At 35.9% G+C, this 19,763-nt stretch carries 12 protein-coding genes and 1 pseudogene; 11 read left to right on the top strand and 2 right to left on the bottom strand.

The features are described 5' to 3' along the window. The first annotated feature begins 14 nt into the window (after positions 1-14). Genes BEN74_RS16790 through BEN74_RS16825 form a run of 8 tightly spaced genes read left to right on the top strand, consistent with a single transcriptional unit; the run spans position 15 to position 12,748 of the window. Complete coding sequence (locus BEN74_RS16790) at positions 15-1,172, top strand: hypothetical protein (protein ID WP_068911372.1); 1,158 nt, start codon at positions 15-17, stop codon at positions 1,170-1,172. After that, the gene (locus BEN74_RS16795) at positions 1,166-2,056 is read left to right on the top strand and encodes a JmjC domain-containing protein (RefSeq protein ID WP_068911374.1); all 891 of its coding nucleotides are present in this window, start codon (positions 1,166-1,168) and stop codon (positions 2,054-2,056) included. The genes BEN74_RS16790 and BEN74_RS16795 overlap by 7 nt, the downstream gene beginning before the upstream one ends. Before the next feature lie 18 nt (positions 2,057-2,074). Then, a complete protein-coding gene (locus BEN74_RS16800; RefSeq protein WP_068911377.1) occupies positions 2,075-3,133 on the top strand; it encodes a radical SAM/SPASM domain-containing protein in 1,059 nt (352 codons plus the stop codon). Positions 3,134-3,155: 22 nt separating this feature from the next. Next, a complete protein-coding gene (locus BEN74_RS16805; RefSeq protein ID WP_068911378.1) occupies positions 3,156-6,992 on the top strand; it encodes an AAA domain-containing protein in 3,837 nt (1,278 codons plus the stop codon). A gap of 43 nt (positions 6,993-7,035) precedes the next feature. Beyond that, entirely contained in the window at positions 7,036-9,147 is a 2,112-nt protein-coding gene (locus BEN74_RS16810; RefSeq protein WP_068911381.1) for a PIN domain-containing protein, read from the top strand. Between the two features lie 21 nt (positions 9,148-9,168). Then, entirely contained in the window at positions 9,169-10,284 is a 1,116-nt protein-coding gene (locus BEN74_RS16815) for a hypothetical protein (RefSeq protein ID WP_068911383.1), read from the top strand. 23 nt (positions 10,285-10,307) lie between these two features. After that, positions 10,308-12,152: an AAA family ATPase gene (locus BEN74_RS16820; protein WP_068911385.1), complete on the top strand. Its 1,845-nt coding sequence runs from the start codon at positions 10,308-10,310 to the stop codon at positions 12,150-12,152. 11 nt (positions 12,153-12,163) lie between these two features. Beyond that, on the top strand, positions 12,164-12,748 hold the full coding sequence (locus tag BEN74_RS16825) for a 4Fe-4S single cluster domain-containing protein (protein WP_068911387.1): 585 nt from the start codon (positions 12,164-12,166) through the stop codon (positions 12,746-12,748). 54 nt (positions 12,749-12,802) lie between these two features. On the opposite strand, the pseudogene BEN74_RS16830 reads toward BEN74_RS16825, so the two are convergent. Both BEN74_RS16830 and BEN74_RS16835 read right to left on the bottom strand, forming a co-directional pair. Further along, a pseudogene (locus BEN74_RS16830) lies at positions 12,803-14,026 on the bottom strand (tyrosine-type recombinase/integrase); the annotation flags it as partial. Positions 14,027-14,044: 18 nt separating this feature from the next. Further along, complete coding sequence (locus BEN74_RS16835) at positions 14,045-15,298, bottom strand: IS256 family transposase (protein WP_000182043.1); 1,254 nt, start codon at positions 15,296-15,298, stop codon at positions 14,045-14,047. 693 nt (positions 15,299-15,991) lie between these two features. On the opposite strand from BEN74_RS16835, the gene BEN74_RS16845 reads away from it, so the two are divergent. Genes BEN74_RS16845 through BEN74_RS16855 form a run of 3 tightly spaced genes read left to right on the top strand, consistent with a single transcriptional unit; the run spans position 15,992 to position 19,759 of the window. Further along, positions 15,992-17,539 carry a type I restriction-modification system subunit M gene (locus BEN74_RS16845; protein WP_068907486.1) on the top strand — a complete coding sequence of 516 codons (1,548 nt, stop codon included), beginning with the start codon at positions 15,992-15,994 and terminating at the stop codon, positions 17,537-17,539. Then, positions 17,536-18,678 carry a restriction endonuclease subunit S gene (locus tag BEN74_RS16850; RefSeq protein WP_068907488.1) on the top strand — a complete coding sequence of 381 codons (1,143 nt, stop codon included), beginning with the start codon at positions 17,536-17,538 and terminating at the stop codon, positions 18,676-18,678. The genes BEN74_RS16845 and BEN74_RS16850 overlap by 4 nt, the downstream gene beginning before the upstream one ends. A 55-nt stretch (positions 18,679-18,733) precedes the next feature. Then, positions 18,734-19,759, top strand: coding sequence for a DUF2939 domain-containing protein (locus BEN74_RS16855; RefSeq protein WP_068907490.1), 1,026 nt, complete (start codon positions 18,734-18,736; stop codon positions 19,757-19,759). Positions 19,760-19,763: the final 4 nt, after the last annotated feature.

Genomic DNA, 19,763 nt, shown 5'->3' on the forward strand with positions numbered 1-19,763 from the left:
AGAAGTCTAGTTTTATGATTATCTATAATAGTAATTCGACCACTTCGAGTGGGTTGACACACAGACTGTCTAAAATTCTTAATATTGAAGTTTTAGAAGTATCTAAAATTAATTTGGATGAGCCTACTCTTACAGAACTGATTATTTTATTTATTAATGTATCTGGTGAGGAAGAATTAAGCACGGAATGGGAGATTCTTCTTAAAAGCCAATTTATAAACAAAAAGAGAGTAGTAGTTTTCCTATTTGGTATTTATGATGATTATATTGATCAAAATTCAATAATAGTTAAGCAAATTTATCATTATTTGGAAATGCATAATCAGTATATAAAAATTTTTCCTAAAAAAATATCAAAATTTAATTTAAATGTTAATGAAGTAAAAGAGTTTATATTATATTTAAAGAGTAAAAATATAGCAGAATATTTATTTCATAAAGAAATATTAAGTTTAACTCATATAAACCAAAAGTTACCAAAAATTTATGATGCTGAAACATTGAATTTGACTTGTAATTTTGATGGTTTTTCCAATCTTTTAAATGTAAAAAATATTAATTCATATCAAGTATTGCACCAGATTTTATTGCTATCTTCGCAAAAAATAATCATTTGTAATAGGGTGGATTTAAGTGGATTTAACTATGAATTAATCGAAAATAATATTTTAGAAAAAATATATTTTAAATCTTGTTTAATTCAGAACACCCCTAAATTAAGTAATTTTTCTAATCTAAAAACTATTAATTTTTCAGCTAACAAAATTATAGAATTAGAGGTTGATAATTTCCCTTCTGGTGTGAAAAGGATTAATTTTTCAAAAAACACTATTAATAAAATTCTATTAGATAAAAGAAAAAACTATCATCATATTGAAAGTTTGGCATTATTTAACAATAGATTGATTGATTTTGAATGGTTGAATTGTTTTAAAAAAATTAAATACTTAAATATTGGTATGAATCCAATGCTTCATGTACCAGAGGAAATATTTGGACTAAAGGATATTGAACATCTTAATATAGCTGTAACTAATATTAAATATTTGCCAAAAGAAATACTTGATTTAAACAACCTAAAGAAATTAGATATTAAACATTGTGTTAATTTAAGCAGTAATGACTTTGTTTTAAAAAAGTTGATCAGTCGTGGTATTGAGGTTATATGTTAGTTGAAAAAGATTTAAATAAATTAATAAGGATTCTTAATATTAATGAGATTCATAAATTTAAATTTGAAGAAGATTATAAAAAAATATATTCTTTAGATCAAATGAACTCTGATATCAATTTTCAGAATTTAGTCTATCCTTATATTCGATTAAATAATCATAAAAATACAACTTCAAGATTGGATTTTATAGAGAAAACGAATAATAAGCATCTAAATAATTTGGAAACAAAATTATCTCTGAAAAGTATCCTATATAGGTTAGCAAAAGGGGATACATTAATAATGGATGGTATAGATGTATTTAACCAAAATGTTAGAATATTTTCCCGTGCTTTATCCAATGGATTAAATGCTAAAGTTTCCTCTAATCTTTATTATACATTTCGTGATAATACCGGTATCAATTTACATTTTGATCAGCATGATGTGTTGGCAATTCAAATACACGGACAAAAAAAATGGCATTTCGTTAGGAATATTATAGAGGATATATCTAAAAAAAATGATCATTCTATCAAGCCAATTTTGGATTCTAATTCAGTAGTTATTGAAACAATTCTTTTGGAAGAGGGTGAATTTTTATTTATTCCAAAAGGAATCTGGCATTATACCGAGACAACAGCGGAAAAAAGTTCTTTGCATATTGCTTTTGGTTTAACTCCTCCTAATATTCATGATGTTTTAAATGAATTCATTAGGCAAAAAATAGGAAAATATGGTCAAACTAATGTCTACGGTTTAGATGAAAAAAAATATCAGTCTGTAGTTGATGAATTAATATCTAAATTAAATGAATCAGTTGATGAAAAATTTAATTCTATAGAATTTTCTAATTTTTTAAAAATATACAAAAATCAATATACCAATATTGAATTAATTTAGCAGGATTAAAAAGATTTAATGAAACAAATTTATTTAATTATTACAAAAAAATGTAATTTATCCTGTAATTTCTGCATAAGAGACTATGAATATAATGTAGATAATAGTCTATCTATACCAGATTATGATCTTATTATTGAGAGATTAAAGCAATATTGGCATACATCTAATTTTATTATTTCAGGTGGTGAACCTACTGTTCATAAAAATTTTACTTACTTTTTAAAAAAGGCATGTGAAAAGTTCAAAAAAGTTAGTATCAATACCAATGGGACAAATAAATATTTTTCTACGACAAAATTTAAAGAGATTATTGAGCATTATAAAGTAAGAATACAATTTTCAATTGATGGTGCTCAAATTGTACATGATCAAATACGTGGCAAGGGTAATTATCAAAAAACTTTAAATAATATTCAGATTTGTAAGACTTATAAAAATGCTGAAATTATTGTTTCCACAACTGTATCAAATGCTAATTTTATGAGTAATTTTGTTGATCTATATAGAGATCTAGAGGATTACGTTTCAATCTGGAATATTAAAAGAGTTTCATACTCTGGGGAAGCAAGTAGTGATGATTTTGATTATTTAAGTAATAATCAATGGAATGAAATTGTTGATAAAGTCAAAAGTTTAGATTCTAAAAATATTATCAATATTCAAAAAATGTATGATTTTGAACCTTTGGAAAAAATAGATGACACAATACTATCATATGTAGAATCCAATGTAATAAAAAATTGTGGCAGTGGTACTTCAAAAATATATATTTATCCCAATTTAGATGTTTTAGCTTGTACTTGTTATGAAAAAAAACCATCTGGAAATCTAAAGTATCAAGATATAAATAATATTATTTCATCTGCCAAGCACTTAAAAGTATCAGCTCATCAGATTGATCACCCGATTTGTAATAGTTGTCGATATAAAAAACTTTGTAATGGTGGGTGTTTAGGTGCTGGGTTTTATTCTTCGGGTTCTTTAAATGAACCAGATGTTAAATGTCCAAAGATATTCGATTTTAATCAAACTAGTTCTGATAATTCCCTGAAAATTTCATTTATTCAAATTTAGTCTTTAATTAGGTCATTAATTTATGTCTGCAACCTTATTTTGGAAATTATCCAATCAAGACCATGTTAATCAACGTTTAAAAAAAAATTTAGATCATATTATTAAGTTTAAACCTGAATTAGCAAAACTATTTGAGGATGTTGAAGATAAATTAGGTCGTTTTTTATCATTGTTTTTTACGACCATTGAAATCCCACCTCCAGGCTATGTCGCAAACTTATCATTAGAGGATAAATCTTTCCAAAAGATAAATCTTTCTTTACGTATTCCAGAACATCCTGAATTTCGTGAATATCTTGATATCCATAGTACGATTGCAGTAATTGGCTATTGGAACTTGACGACGAGCTCACCATGGTTTACACCTGAAAAAATTATGGTCACGCATAATGATATAGAAGCAACTGAATATGAACACGAGATTGAGTGTGCTTATAAACAACTTGATGGAGATAAGTTTCCTGACCGAAATGTTACGAATGTGTTAAACCGTCAGCTAGCAAACGATTTACCTAAAATTTCCGTTTTAACAAGTCAAAGACTTGAAAATTGGTCCTCATTTCTACAATTTAAACGTCGGTTAATTCGTCAAAAAACCATAGGCTTACGTTATATTGGATATGATTACGATCATAAAAATAGCCAATTAAAACTGTTAGTAGCAGCTCCAAATGCCGCTTATTTAGAAAAAGCAAGGAGAGGGTTCTTACGCCAAAACTTACAATTATTTGATCTGAATATTTCAGAAAATGATTGGAAATTCGCTTTACCAGAGCTTGATAATGATAAAAAACCACAAAAATCGAGTTTAGAGTTAGGACAGGTTTCACGCGGAAAGAAAACTCTTGAGATTGTCCATTTTTCTAAGCTGAGTTCAATCCAGCATCAAACAATGCAAGAGTCAGAGTTTCCTTTTAATCAGGCGACATATGCTTGGTTGCGTGTTGATATTAGTGAAGATTGGAAAAATAGACTCGATGCAATTGATACTGAATCAACTGATGAAGAAACTTTGTTTAATAATCAAGAAATTTTAGGCAAATTTATTAAAAATATTCCAGATCAGGGATTTATATCTTTTTCACTTGTAGGTGATTGGGCGCTTATTAAGCGTCAGGAACGTAGTATTCGTAATCTTAAACAAAACGAAAATTGTTATTCTCCATATTTGTCGAGTTATTTATTCGATATTACTCAAGCCAAAGAACCCCGTCAAATTCAAGAAGTGGACCATTGGTACAATGAGCAATTAAATCCTGCTCAGCAGAGTGCTGTCAAAAAAATGTTATCAGCACCAGACTTATGCTTGATCCAAGGGCCACCTGGTACAGGAAAAACTACAGTCATTGCAGAAGCTATTCTTCAATTTGCAAAAGAAGGACAAACCGTGTTGCTTGCAAGTCAAGCGCATGATGCGATTGATAATGCCTTATCACGGATTAAAAACAAACCTGAATTACGTGCGATTCGTTTAGCAAAAGAGAGTCGTGGTCGTAGTAAAATTACAGATGAGGGTAAACAATTTGCAGGTGAGCAAGCACTTGCTCGGCATTATGATGCTTTAGCTGAAGATATTGATCAGCGTTTCTTGAGGCCTTTGCGCGAGAAAAAAAGTAACATTGATCAATTAAAAAAATGGCTAGAGCAAGCCGAATTTTTGCTACTAGATATTCAAAATGCTGAAAAGAAGTTATTAAAAATTAAAGAAGATGGCATTCATCATGCTGAATTATTGAAATTTGAGAAGCAAAAATACGATCAAGAGCTACAAAAATATGATCAAAAATTGCATTTAAAACAAGAATTAGTTCAGTTATCTTCTTTTCTAACACAGAGTGGCCCAGCACCTCAAAATATACAACTACCGCAAGAAACTCATGTTTTAGCTGAAATATTGTTTTTGATGTCTCAAGCAAATGTGAATGTACCATTTAGCTGGAATGACTTTAAATTTAATCCTACATCTCAAATGCTGATATTAAATGCTCTATTTGATATTTGGTCACAGCTTGAAGCTAATTTAGAGCAAATAACTAACGATATTCAGCGTTTGAATCAAGCGGGTCAAGGTGGTTTAGTGAGTATCGAAACACAAGTGCGTATATATGATTTGACTCAAGAAATTAATCGTTTATTTGATCAAATAGAAATAGATGACTCAGATGAGGTTGTTGAATTATGGAAAAGTAAACGTCGAGAATTGAGAGAGTTAAAACTGGGTTCTGATGGGTTAACACATCCATGTTATACACTATTTAATGATTCAGAACGATATGTACGTATCGATGATGCGAGAGAACTTTCTCAAATTTTAAGCAGTCGTTTGGAAGTGTTAAAAGGTATAAAGAAAGAATTTCATAGTAATTTGTCAATAATTTTAATTGGCTTAAATAATACGATAGCTCAGATTGATACATCGGTACCTAATGGTGAGAGTGTAAAGTATGAGCAGGCACAAGTAGATGCTCTGCGTGAGCAGTATCAATTGCTACAGACGCATTACCGTGCTTTAAATAATAAGCGAGATGAACATCTCCAATTACAAAATTTTGCCTCTAGTTTTGATTTTGCATCAGCATTAAATGCGACTAAACAACATTTACAGACTTTAGAAATAGAATTTAACAATTTGTGTGAACGTAATCAGGCGTGGCAACCAGTATTTGAGCAATGGAGAGCAATTCTTCAAGAGGAAGATCAGGCGAATCAAGATTGGGAACAATTACAGGACATTTACCCTGCAAATTGTAATTTGGTTGCGATTTCTTGTAACGAAAGAGAGCAAACACTGACAGAGGCTGGACTCGATGGCTTTGATGTGGTGATTATTGACGAAGTATCAAAAGCAACACCTTTAGAACTATTATTACCACTGATGCGAGCGCGTAAAGCTATTTTAGTGGGTGATCATCGACAATTACCTCCATTATTTCAAGAAAGTCAGGATGTCTCCAATACCTTAGAAGATATGGTAAACGAAGAGATGGAAGAAGGTAAAAGTGATACGTTGCTAACCAAAGAAAACTTTGAACGTTATGAAAAACTGGTGACGGCATCCTTGTTTAAAGAGCTTTTTGAGAAAGCACCTGAAAGTTTACGTGAACGTTTAACTGTACAATTTCGTATGCACCCACAAATCATGAAAATGATTAACTGTTTTTATGACAATCAATTGACGTATACGGAAGAACCAAAAGACCATCAGCATTTTTTGACGTTCAAGAGTAAATATAATGATTTAGTTACATCAGATAAACATTTGCTTTGGGTCGATACATCCTATGATGAAAAAGGAATAGCATGCTGTGATGATGATCGTACAAATATCACTGAAGCAAAATTGATCGCTCAGGCTTTAGTCAGGATTAATCAGCAAATGCGACAAAATGGCTTTAATGTGAAAGCTCCAAAAGGTAAACAGAAAGTAGGTATTGTTTCATTTTATCAAGCTCAATGTCGTGTCATTCGTGAAGCAATTAAAAATATAAATCAGGGTAATCTGAAATTTGATGCTATTGATGTAGAAATTAATACAGTGATTCGTTATCAAGGTAAAGAAAAGCCAATTATTTTAATTAGTCTTGTACGAAATGATGGTAAGGAGAAAACATATCATCGTCGTGGTTCTAATGCCAACATAGCGAGATTTGAATTTATCAATGTTGCGATGTCTCGGGCTCAGGATTTACTCATGGTGTTTGGTGCAAGGAATATGTTGGAAATGCGGGACGTTATTTTGCCAAATATGGATAAAGATGGATCTAGTACAAAGAAAGTATATAAAGATATTTTTGAAAGACTTGATCGTGAGGCTCGTATTTGCTCCGTCAAAGAATTTATGCAGGCATGCTCAAATTAATAGAACCTTTTTACTAAAATTAAATATTGAACTTGGAATATAAATGAATACCCCATTGATTCAAACTAAAGTATGGCTACCAATTTATAAAGTAGAGTCTGCTATCCGTTATCAATCAATTCGTAAACCTACAGTTTTTGAAGCATTACTTTTAAACCTTACCGTACAGCATCAACAAAAATTAGGCGATTTTAATTTGGAGCAAATTTGCGAAGTTTTTAAAATCGAACAGAATTTTTTAGCAAATGCCTTAGAAACCATGGTGAATAATGATGTGTTGGAAAGCGTTTCTGGTTATCTAAAAGATATAAAAGTTAAACAGCTTAAGATCACTAAATTAGGGCGAGATCTTTTTCATAAAAATGAAATGCCTTCTACCCCCAAAACAGAGGCAGTTCCTTGTCACTATGACCCATTGCTTCAAAATTTAGTGAAAGCTAAAAATCACTGGGCAAAATATAAGAGTGACGAACAAATTACATTATCTAAAGACATTTTCCCTGCAAATTTAGATCAAATTGGTCAATTAATTGATGATATTGTTAATAGTGCAGATGAAAAGACATTTGCATGGAAAAAACCTAATGTTAAAGTCACTCAAATTCAAAATGAAATAGAACGAATTATTTGGCAGGATTTGGCTGTAGAAATTAGTTTAGATCAAAATGCAAATATAGATGTCCATGCACTTGGAGATGGTGAGAGTGCTTCAAAATTTTCAGCATGGTTCAAACAGGCTGAACCAGAAGTACTTTGGGATAATATTATTTCATCAGTATTTCAAACAGTAGAAAATGATTTACCAAAAATAGATTGGCAGCAAGTCCTTGGGGTGAGTTTACCTGAGAATGAATTGAAAATGTCTTCTGCGAAAGTAAGTGTATATTTAAATGAGAGCCCAAATCAGGTTGTACAGGGATATGAAATTATTTTATCTCAAAAATGCTTAGTCCCTAAGATCAGTGGTAAAACTTTAACTATTCCAATGCTTTTTAATCCCGTATCTGGATTTCGAGCATTGTATGTTGATCAAAATCTTGAAAGTTCAGTTGTGTTTCAAGGTAATACTGAAATATATCATGCCAAACAGCCTAGAGAAGTTGCATTACAATTACGGTTAAAGGATCAGGGGATATGGGATAAATTAAAAACAAGATTGTTGCAATTGATCAATGTCAATCAATTGATACCCTTGGTCTTTGCTCGATGCTTTTTATCTGAATCTCAACTAATTGGATATGCTCCTTTATTGACTGCTAAGCAAGCTTACAGTCTGCATGAGGACATGATAAAAACCCATAAAGTCGGTCTAGAAAATATATTATGGAAAGATAAAATTCAAACCTTGGAAACAATGGAAGATCTCAATTATTTTAGAAAGATTTTCCCAAATGTTGAATTGAAGAAAATTTGGCTAGATTCAGCCTTACTGACACAAGTTTTGGATACAGCTTTTGAAAAAGGTAGCATCTCTAAGACGGAATTTGATCCAATTCTTGAACCATTGATTAAAGTTAATAAAGATTTGAATAGCAGAATCCACCAGGACTTGCTTAAACAAGTTATTGCTCATCAGAAAATGGATATTAGTAAAATTGCTGCAAAAGATATGACCGTACTTGATCATTGGTTAGATGTTTATGAGCAGGCAAACCAAAAAATTCCTGATCTAATCAAAGACTGTAAAAAAATCCATCAACAATTTATTGGAATAACTTTATTAAAACAACAAATTGAACAGCATTTTGCACCTAAACGCGAAGATAATAAATCAGTGGCCATTTTAGATTCTTGTTATTTAATGGATTTTAGTGATCGCGTAAAAGAAATTATTAAAGATAATTTTGTTATTATCCCTCAAATTGTTATAACTGAATTAGAAGGAAATAAATTAAGTAAAGATCAAGAAAAAGCTTATAAGGCAAGGGAAGCGATAAGGGTTATAAAGGATTTACCACATGAACATATAGAGCCAAGTCGGTTGGAATTAAGTCATTTTATTAACAAAAGCCAAAACCATACTGGGCTAAGTAATGATGAACAAATTCTATCGGTTGCATTATATCATCGTTTAAATTCGGCTAAATTGTATAGCCGTGATAATAGCCTCTGTAATTTAGCTAAGTCAGTTAATGTGAAAACTCAGAATAATTAAGTATATACAAGAGGGAAATATATGAGTGCAATTCATGAAAGACGATATCGCTTGCAACGAGAGAGAGAAGTTGCTCAGAAACGTGTTAGACAAACGACTTTGCAGTATGTAGAGCGCTACGAAAATATTATAAATGATTTGGTTCAACAGGGTCTTTCACAATATGTTCGTGAAGATATTCAGCTGATCAAGTCTCAAATCAATGAAATACGCTCAATCGCTACTAGAAATGCGTTTGAAGCACGAGAACTCAGCATTCAAGTCGGGCAACGAATTCATGCTCTACCAAGGATTGCAAGACAGTTGGCTCAAGTTGAGGAACATAATGCTGAATATGAGAGATTGGAGCGTGAAAGAGAAAAACAGGAAAGATTACGTCAGGAACACGAGACATTACAGAATGCTTGGCAAGAAGTATGGGGAGTATGGACGGATAAATACTCCAGGAATTTAGCTCTTAAGGAATTATCAAACTTAAAGCAAAAGATATTTGTTCAAAATAGTACATATACACCTGAGCAAATCCAAAGAGAAATGCTAAATATTAAACAGGATGCTGAAAATAAGGCTAAAAAAAGACGAGAAGTTGATGTTCAAGAAGCACAGCAGGAAGCAGCAAAAGAAATGCTGGTACAATTAGCTGAAGAGGTAAAACAGTTAAATTTACCTATCTCTGATACTCAGGCATTGAATGCAGATCTGAACATAATGTTGAATCAGCCAATAGCATCGTTTGAGCAAGTAAAGAGCTTAATTCAAAAGGCTGACAAAGCGATGGAAGATGAAAGTATCCGTCGTGAAATGGTAAAAGCTGTTTATGAATCACTTCAATATGCAGGTTTCAGTGTCTTGAAACCACAACGCACCAAAAATGATTCGGAAGATATTGTGGTGATTCAGGCAAGACGTCCTTCAGGAAATCAGGCTAAGTTTAAAATCGAACTGGATGGCAAAGTCCGCTACGAATTTGATAACTATAGAGGACAATCTTGTAAAGAGGATATGGTTAAAGTCCTACCTCGATTATCTGAGATTTATGGAGTTGATTTATCTGATGAAAGAGTAATTTGGTCCAATCCAGATGATGAGGATCAGGAAATGAAGCCAATTACTCCACACAATGTGAACCATCACTAATGAAATAATAGAAGTACGTAAAGATGCAAACTCCATATATAAATTCTTGGTTAGATAATTTTCAACGCCAGTCATTGATTCGACGTGCAATCGTTATATCCGGCAATATTATAGATCTATCTTTTTCTGCTATGCGGGAATTAAAACCTATTAATCAGATTATTACTGAAACATTAAAAAATCAGGGTTTCCAGCATGTTGTTTACTACTCACGTGTTGGAGGGATTTCGGGAATTTCTCCTGAGCAATGGTCAGATTTACAAAATATTGGTCACCAACAGGATGATTTTGGTGGAGATGAATATGATATGGGAGAGTCGAGCCCAAATCATGCACAGCAACAAAATGTTGGACAAACAGAACTCACGCCGAAAGATTTTTTCGCTGTTGCAGAACAGGTTGTCTTAAAATCTAAATTAAAAGTTGCGTTTGTTGTAGATTGGTCCAATTATCTTTTTGGGCAAGTAAATAGCTTAAGTGATGCTGAAAGGGCGTGGCTGCAACAGATCTCGAAAAGTATCCGTGATGCTGAACTGAACATGAGTGCAACAGAAATGGATAAGCCGCAAAGTCTATTCATATTTCTTTGCTCTGGTGCCACAGTGTTACCTCCAAGTCTTTATTTGAATAATCCTTTATTTAGCGAAGTAAATATTCCATTGCCAAGTATTACAGAACGGGAGCAAGTTATCTCTTCGTTTAACTTTGTCTTTCAAGTTCAAGAAGAGCTTAGTCCTTCAAGTCAAGGATTGAGAGATTTTGTGACTTTAACAGATGGATTAACGATTCGTGATATCTATAATATGGCAAGGTTATCACGTCAACAAAATGAAACTTTATCAATAAATAATCTTGTATCACTCTATCAGTATGGCAAGCGTCAATCTCCTTGGGAGCAGCTAAATCATGCGAAGCTGAAGGATACTAAAAATAAGCTAAAACTAAGAGTAAAGGGACAGGATCAGGCTGTTGATGCTGTGAATAAAATTTTGATACGTGCTTATACAGGGTTATCAGGATTACAGCATTCAGCAAAAGCAAAAACACCAAAAGGAGCCTTATTTTTTGTGGGGCCTACAGGTGTTGGTAAAACTGAATTAGCGAAAGCTTTAGCAGAATTTTTGTTTGGGGATGAAGAAGCATGCATCCGCTTTGATATGTCTGAGTTTAATCATGAACATGCTGATCAGCGTTTAGTTGGAGCTCCTCCTGGTTATGTTGGTTATGAGCAAGGGGGGCAATTGACGAATGCCGTAAAATCACGCCCATTTTCATTGTTACTATTCGATGAAATCGAGAAAGCACATCCACGTATTTTAGACAAGTTTCTTCAAATTCTAGAAGATGGTCGTTTGACAGATGGTAAAGGCGAAACAATATCATTCTCTGATACGTTTATTGTTTTTACTTCGAACATTGGTGCCAGTGATATCGTTCCTTCATCACCTGAAAATGTAGCTGAACAATTCAAAATTGCCGTCCAGACTCATTTCAAAAAAGAGCTTAAACGTCCAGAATTATTGGGTCGTATTGGTGAAGCGAACATCATTCCATTTAATTTTATGGAAGATGACAATATTCTTAAGAATATTGCAAGAGCTAAACTTAAGCCATTGGAAAACCGTTTAATTGAAAAATGGAAGATCAATGCGTTCGTTTTTGAAAATGAAGATAAAGCATTACAAACTTTAGTTGATAAAGTAAATAGACAGCATGGTGGTCGTGGTGTATTGAATGTGCTAACGAAGGAATTATTTGACCCCTTGGCAGACTTCTTATTTACACATGTTCAGCATGCTGAGCAACTGAAGAATAGAACTATACGTGTGATTCAGGCAGGTAAGTCTTTTGATTTTGATATTATCTAAAGGCTAATGACATGGCTTGGATAAATTTAGCAAAAATTATTGAGGTAACCGAAGCTGAGGGACCTGGATTGCGTACAGCAATCTGGGTACAAGGCTGTCTAAAACGCTGTAAAGGATGCTGTAATGGTCAGTTTCTAAAAATACAACCAGCTGAACTGGTTCCAGTTAAAGAAGTGATGTCAAGGATTAAAGCTGCAAAAGAAAAGTATCAGATAGAGGGTATTACTTTGTTAGGCGGGGAGCCTTTTTTACAAGCAGAAAGTCTATCACAACTTGCCGAGTTTGCACATCAATTAGACTTGTCTGTTATGGTATTTACGGGATACTTACTAGAAGAATTAACAGAAATAAAATTCCGAGGAGCAACTCAACTTATTGCTGCGACAGATGTGCTCGTTGATGGAGAATATGAGATAGAAAATACTGAGATTGTAAGAAATTGGGTTGGTTCAACTAATCAGAGATTTCATTATCTAAGTGAGTTTTATAATTCTGAAATAGAAACAAGAGAGTTATCTGTGACCAATGAATGGCGCATTGATCACAGCGGTAATATTATTGGTAATGGTCTCCCTTTTATTTTAAGAACAAAGTAAAAGGAACCTATAAGTTTTCTGGAAACGTAAGAATGCTAGTCAAATGGGGGTATTTCAATTAATGCCATTTCGCGCTTGTTGCAAAATCCAATTCTCATATTCTTGTAGCGTTTCTTGCAGCATATCCATTGGTCTGACTATATAGTGTCTTTCAACTAATGCACTTGGTTTATGACCTGATATCTGTGCTAAAGATCCTTCATTGATTTTTGCCCATATAGCTAACGTTTTATATGACCTTCTCAATCCATGGGGAGTAAGTCCAATATTTAGTTTTTTACATATTTTCTCTAAACTATCGTAGGGATTAACAATATGCCCACATTCAGAGTCCTTACTGCTAAATATGAATTTAGAATCAGAATTTTTCTTTAGTTCTAATAATAGGCTTTCAACATATGCAGTCAGAGGTATTAGGCGACCTTCATCTTCAATTTTATCTCTGACTTTTGCTGTTTTCCAACGAAAATCGACATCTGTCCATTTTAATGAAAGCAGCTCATTCTTTCTGCAACCAGTGATTAAACTACATATCAAAAAAATCGCAATTTTTCTACTAGTTAATTTATTTACCTCTTCAAACCATGGTTTTAGATGCTGTTTCATCAAACAATCATTTTTGGCTTTGGGGGAAGGGACTTTATCTTTAACTTTTTTAGAGTTATATGATTTTGGAGGCACTAAGTTTTCATAATCCTTGTGTTCCTCACACCAATTCAGGAAAGCTCGTGTAAGTCGGTATGCTTTAGCTGATGTTGTTGGGCGGAAGTCATTTTGATCAAGCCAATCGCAAAATACATCTGCAGTTAACTCAGAAAGTTTGTACTCAAACAGTTGAAAAATGGGTTGACTGGTATAAACACTATTTTTTTCAGGATCGTAACCACCTCTAGATAATTCGATATGGTCCTGATAACTTCTTGGTCGCCAATTAGATTGTCTTGCTTTTAAATATTCAAACCATACATCTTTAAATTTAATAGTTTTGCGTTTTTCTTGTTTTAGCAGTTCTTTATTATCAGCTAAAGCTTTCTTGCGCTCGATCAATGGGTCAATCCCTTTATGGCACATAATAGCTAATTCTTGTGCATATTTACGAGCATCGTCTAATTTCCATGTATCGACATTGCCAATTTTGATACGGCGATTTTGGAGTCCAATACGGCCTTGGAAAATGTAGCTTTTATTATTTTTAGGTGTAACTTTGACGCCGAATCCAGGTGTTCTTTCATCCCAAAAAAAAGTTGGGTTGGTCTTATCTGAACAGGAGTTATGGTCAAATCTGGTGTACGAGCATCAGGCGGTTTTCCTGTCTGATTGCTCCATTACTTGTTCGCCGTCTTGGAATTTAACGTTATTGACCACGAGGGTTAGCAGTTGAAATCCTTTCAGGCGGTTCCAGCGCTTCTGCGCTGATTGCAGCAATTTATAAACCATTGCTAGGGTTGTGTTTCTTGAACCGCAATTGCGGGTTTTGCTGGTTCTTAAACGTACTGTAGCGAAGGCAGATTCAATTGGGTTGGTGGTGCGTATACTCACCCAATGTTCTGCTGGAAAATCGTAGAAAGCCAACATGCTCTCACGGTCTTTAGCTAAGCATTCCATTGCGCGTGGGTACTTAGCAGTAAACCTTTCCAGCGCTATATCAAAGGCTTTATGAGCCTTCTCACGCGTCTCTGCCATCCAGATATCATGCAGTGCTTCTTTTACTTTGGGCTGTACTGCTTTGGGCAGTTTGTTGAGCACATTGGCCGTTTTATGCACCCAACAGCGTTGTTGTTTGGTCTGCGGATAGACCTTACTCAGGGCTTTCCAGAAGCCCAAGGCGCCGTCAGCTATTGCCAGCTTTGGGCAGGTCGTAAGCCCACGCGCAACCAGGCCATTCAGCAGCTCAAGCCAGCTGGCTTCAGACTCGCGATAGCCTTCCTCAACGGCAATCAGCTCCTTGCGACCATGCTCTGTCACGCCCATCACCACCAGCAAGCACAAACGGTCATCGAGGCGGACGTTGCTGTAAATACCGTCAACCCAAAGGTACGCGTAGCGCTTGTCACTCAAATCGCGCTGTCGCCACTCTCGGTGCTCATCAATCCAGCGTTCCTTGAGCCTGGAAATGGTGTTAGCTGACAGACCTTTGGCATTCTCACCCAGCAAGGCTGCAAGGGCTTCTTGGTAGTCTCCAGTGGAAATACCTTTGAGATACAGCCACGGTAATAACTCTTCAACGCTGCGGGCACGCTTGAGGTATGGCGGTAGCAGTGCGCTGGTAAAACGAATACCAGAGCCGCTACGATCACGCACTTTTGGCACCTTGATATCAACATCGCCAATGCCCGTTTGGATGCTGCGCTCAGGCAAATAGCCGTTACGCACCACAGCTTTGCGGCCATCGGGTAAACGCAGTTCTTCATGAGCTTGCAGCAGTTGCTGCAGCTCTACTTCAACTGCTTGCGCAATGAGCTGACGAGCACCATTACGCAATAAAGCAGTTAGCACATCAGTGCCAGTTTCATCTGGTTGTGAAAGAACATTCAGGGTAATATTTGTCATGGCGTATCGCTCTACTGTTAATTATTTCTTGGAGGAAACAATCAACAGGATACGCCACCCTCTTTTCCCCTCATACACCACAAATGACTATAGCTCTCTGAACAGTCAATTTTATCTATAAAGGGTTTTGTTAATTTCATTCTAGTAAGCATCTAGTAAGCAAATAGTACCTAAAATCAATATATATCAATCAACAAAAAGAGTGAATAATAAACTTTATTAAAATTGTAAATATATGATATTATAGTTTTTATTTGTATATCTTGTTGATATTTGATCTTGGTGTGAACGGACTCATAATCCGTTTGTCCACAGTTCAAGTCTGTGTGGGCCCACCAAATTCAACCTCGTAACTCTTTGAGTTATGAGGTTTTTTAATGCCTGTTATTTTTAGACCATCGGATTTTTCGGTTGATTTTGTGATTCATTTGTTCAATAGTCCGATAGTCTATATCCCAATTGCAGTTTATTTCCCCCCGCTGAGTATTTTCCAGCATCTGGCTTTCCATTCGATCTGCAGCTTAGATACATCATCTTCGATCTAAACCATCGGGGCGTAAAGCGAGTGTATAACAGTAAAAAGTATAGTGTGATCCGTGACAATTCATGTCTTTATCTACTTACGTACATACTCATAATTCGTTACTATTCATACTTATAACCAATACATCAACTTTGTACTCAGGATTCAACATGGCTCGTGCTCCAAAGCAAACCAAACAAGAACCTTTAGAAGTCGTGCTGTGGAAGGCTGCAGATAAGCTTCGCAAGAATATTGATGCAGCAGAGTATAAGCATGTCGTCCTTGGCTTAATCTTCCTGAAGTATATCTCTGATTCATTTGAAGCCCATTACAGTTTATTGGTTTCAGGTGAAGGTGAGTTTGAAGGTGCCAACCCAGAAGACCGTGATGAGTACATGGCATACAACGTATTCTTTGTTCCAGAAATTGCGCGCTGGTCTTATTTGCTTGGCCAAGCTAAGCAGCCATCCATTGGTGTCATTGTTGATGCGGCGATGGAAGCCATTGAGAGTGAAAACCCTCAACTGAAGGGAGTGCTTCCTAAAGTATATGCACGTCAGAATCTCGATCCTACGAGCCTAGGAGAATTGATAGACCTTATTGGCAACATTGCATTAGGTGATGCGAAATCTCGCTCTGCGGATGTTTTAGGGCATGTATTTGAGTACTTTCTTGGTGAGTTTGCTTTAGCTGAAGGTAAGCAAGGCGGACAGTTCTATACGCCTAAGTCTATTGTTGGCTTATTGGTTCAAATGCTGGAGCCATACAAAGGACGTGTCTTCGATCCTTGCTGCGGCTCAGGCGGTATGTTTGTTCAATCTGAGAAATTCGTTGAATCACATCAAGGCTTAGTCGATGACATTTCGATTTATGGTCAAGAGAGCAACCAAACAACATGGCGCTTGGCGAAGATGAACTTGGCGATTCGCGGCATTAACTCTGAGCATGTGAAATGGAACTCTGAAGGTTCATTCTTGAATGATGCACACAAGGACCTAAAAGCAGATTACATCATTGCCAATCCACCATTCAACGTGTCTGACTGGAGTGGTGAACAGTTAGTTGGTGATGCTCGCTGGCAGTTGGGTACACCGCCTGCAGGCAATGCGAACTTCGCTTGGATGCAGCATTTCCTCTATCACATGTCGCCTAAAGGTCAGGCAGGTGTTGTTCTTGCGAAAGGCGCGCTTACCTCTAAAACCAGTGGTGAAGGTGCGATTCGTAAAGCCTTGGTTTCAGAAGCCAATGTCATCGACTGTATTGTCAACTTGCCTGCCAAGCTATTCCTGAATACTCAGATTCCTGCTGCTTTATGGTTTATGCGCCGTGACCGTGTAGGTTCAAGCAAATACCAAGACCGCAGCAATGAGATTCTATTTATTGATGCGCGTAACTTAGGACACCTGATTAACCGCAGAACCAAAGAGCTTTCAGAAGAAGACCTGAAACTGATTACCGACACCTACCACAACTGGCGCAACCAAGGCGGTGAGTATGAAGATGTTGCAGGTTTCTGTGCATCTGTACCGCTTGAGAAAGTGGCAGAGCTTGACTATGTACTGACGCCAGGCCGTTATGTGGGGTTAGCAGATGATGAAGATGAGTTTGATTTTAATGAATGCTTTACGAGCTTGAAAGCTGAGTTTGAGGCGCAGCTTCTAGAAGAAGCCAAGCTAAACCAATCCATTGCTGAGAACTTGGCAAAGGTGGTTGTATGAGCCGCGGCTGGAAAACTTACCATCTTAAAGATATAACGGTGAAAATAGGAAGTGGTTCTACTCCAACAGGTGGAAGTGGGGCATACAAAGAAGATGGTATATCTCTCATTCGTAGCCAGAACGTCTTGGACTATAAGTTTACAAAAGATGGTTTAGCATTTATTGATGATGATCAAGCTTATGCTTTACGAGGCGTTACTGTTGAAGAAAATGATGTATTACTTAATATTACAGGCGATAGTGTAGCCAGATGCTGTAGTGCTCCAAAGAGTTGGCTTCCTGCTCGTGTAAATCAGCATGTGGCAATCTTAAGAAGTAATCCTGATCTTTTGAATCATAGTTTCTTAAAATATGCACTTTTAGCGGCTAAAGAAGAATTGCTGATCCTATCAGAAATAGGTGGGACAAGAAATGCATTAACTAAAGGATTGATAGAGCAATTTAAATTGTTGCTTCCACCTCTCCCTCAACAAAAAGCCATAGCCTCAGTACTGTCATCATTAGATGACAAGATCGACTTATTGCATCGTCAGAATAAGACCTTGGAAGCCATGGCTGAAACACTGTTTCGTCAATGGCTTATTGAGGAAGCAAAAGAGGATTGGGAGGAGGTGTGTTTAGGAAGCCTTTTTACAATCTCTAGTGGGAAAGGACTAAAGCGGGAAAAGTTCAATGAATTGGGTTCAATACCTATTTTAGGTGCAAATGGTCAAATAGGGTTTACTGATGAAATTTTATTTGAAGAACATCTCATCTATACAGGAAGAGTGGGAACTCTAGGTAAAGTTTCAATAGTCGAAGGCCAACCAGTTTGGTTGTCGGATAACACACTTGTATTTAGGAATGTTGAGTATTTTTACTTTACTTACTTTCATTTGAAAACTGTCAATTATCCAGATTACAATGTTGGAAGTACACAGCCGTTGATCAGACAATCAGATATTAAGGAAATAACCATACTTCTTCCTTTAAATAAAGATCTTATAAAAGATTTTGAGCATCAGACAGAAGAGCTATTTGGGAAGATCAGATCCAATCAGAAGCAAATCCAAACACTCGAAAAACTCCGTGACACCTTACTTCCTAAACTCATGAGCGGTGAAGTTCGAGTCCAATACCAAACAGAAGACGTTGCATAACATTTAGGTGAAGTCATTTTATGGCTTCGCCTTTTTTACATTCAGGGGGCTGAATATGAATAAAAAAATTATAGGTGCGTTAATTGCAGTTGTTGTCTTGCTGGCTGGGGGCTACTACTACGCTTCGCCATACCTTGTACTCAGTAGTATCAAGAGTGCAGCAAAGGCAGGAGACAGCGAGAAACTCTCCGCATACATTGACTACCCAAGTGTCCGCCAAAGCTTCAAAGATCAAATGAATACTTATATGGTTAAGGACATAGCATCTAAAGATACTAATGGTTGGGAGGCATTGGGAACAATGATAGCAACGACTATGGTCGATAAAATGGTGGATGCTGTTATTACTCCAGAAGGCGTGACATTGATGCTTCAGGGGAAAGACTTTAGAGATAGTTTAAAGCATTCCTTCGAAGAATCATCTGAGCAATCATCATCTAAAGAAAAGCTGGATTACAGCACTCGTTATTTGTCGATGAATTTATTTGAGGTAACGCTAAAGAATCCAGACAACGACAAACAGCTGAAAGTGATCATGGAGCGTGATGGTTTAAGCTGGAAAGTGAAAAAGATTGTTGTTCCAATGAATGACATGAAGCCGCAACAAGCAGCACCGCAGCCAACCTTGCCTGCGGAAGAAATACCGGCAGAAGTCGAGGCACCTGCCATTATCGAGCAGCCCGCGGCAGCATTTGACTTTTCTGGCGTGCAGAAAGGTGCGCAGTTGGAGTCTTGCTATCATGACCCATGTACCATTGGCCGGGTTATAGCGTTTAAGAAGTTAAGCCAAACCCCAGCTGAATCAAATATAGAGTTAACTCTGGTGGGTGGCAGCAGAGGGTGGGATGCTGAAAAAATTGAATGGAATCATGATGCGCACAAAATTCAGATTCAGTGTTCATTGACTAAGCCAACTTTGCAGATTGGTGATCAGGTAACCGTTGTTCCATTAAATGACTCTGGTGTGCCGGGTGTATTGTGGTCAGATGCAGAAACTTATATGCAGGCATGCCATAACTACACTGGAGAGATGGGGGCGGGTATTCAGCAGTATGGCTATAACGTACAAGCAGAAGAATAAAGAT

The organism is Acinetobacter sp. WCHAc010034 (genome assembly GCF_001696615.3).
GTDB lineage: Bacteria > Pseudomonadota > Gammaproteobacteria > Pseudomonadales > Moraxellaceae > Acinetobacter.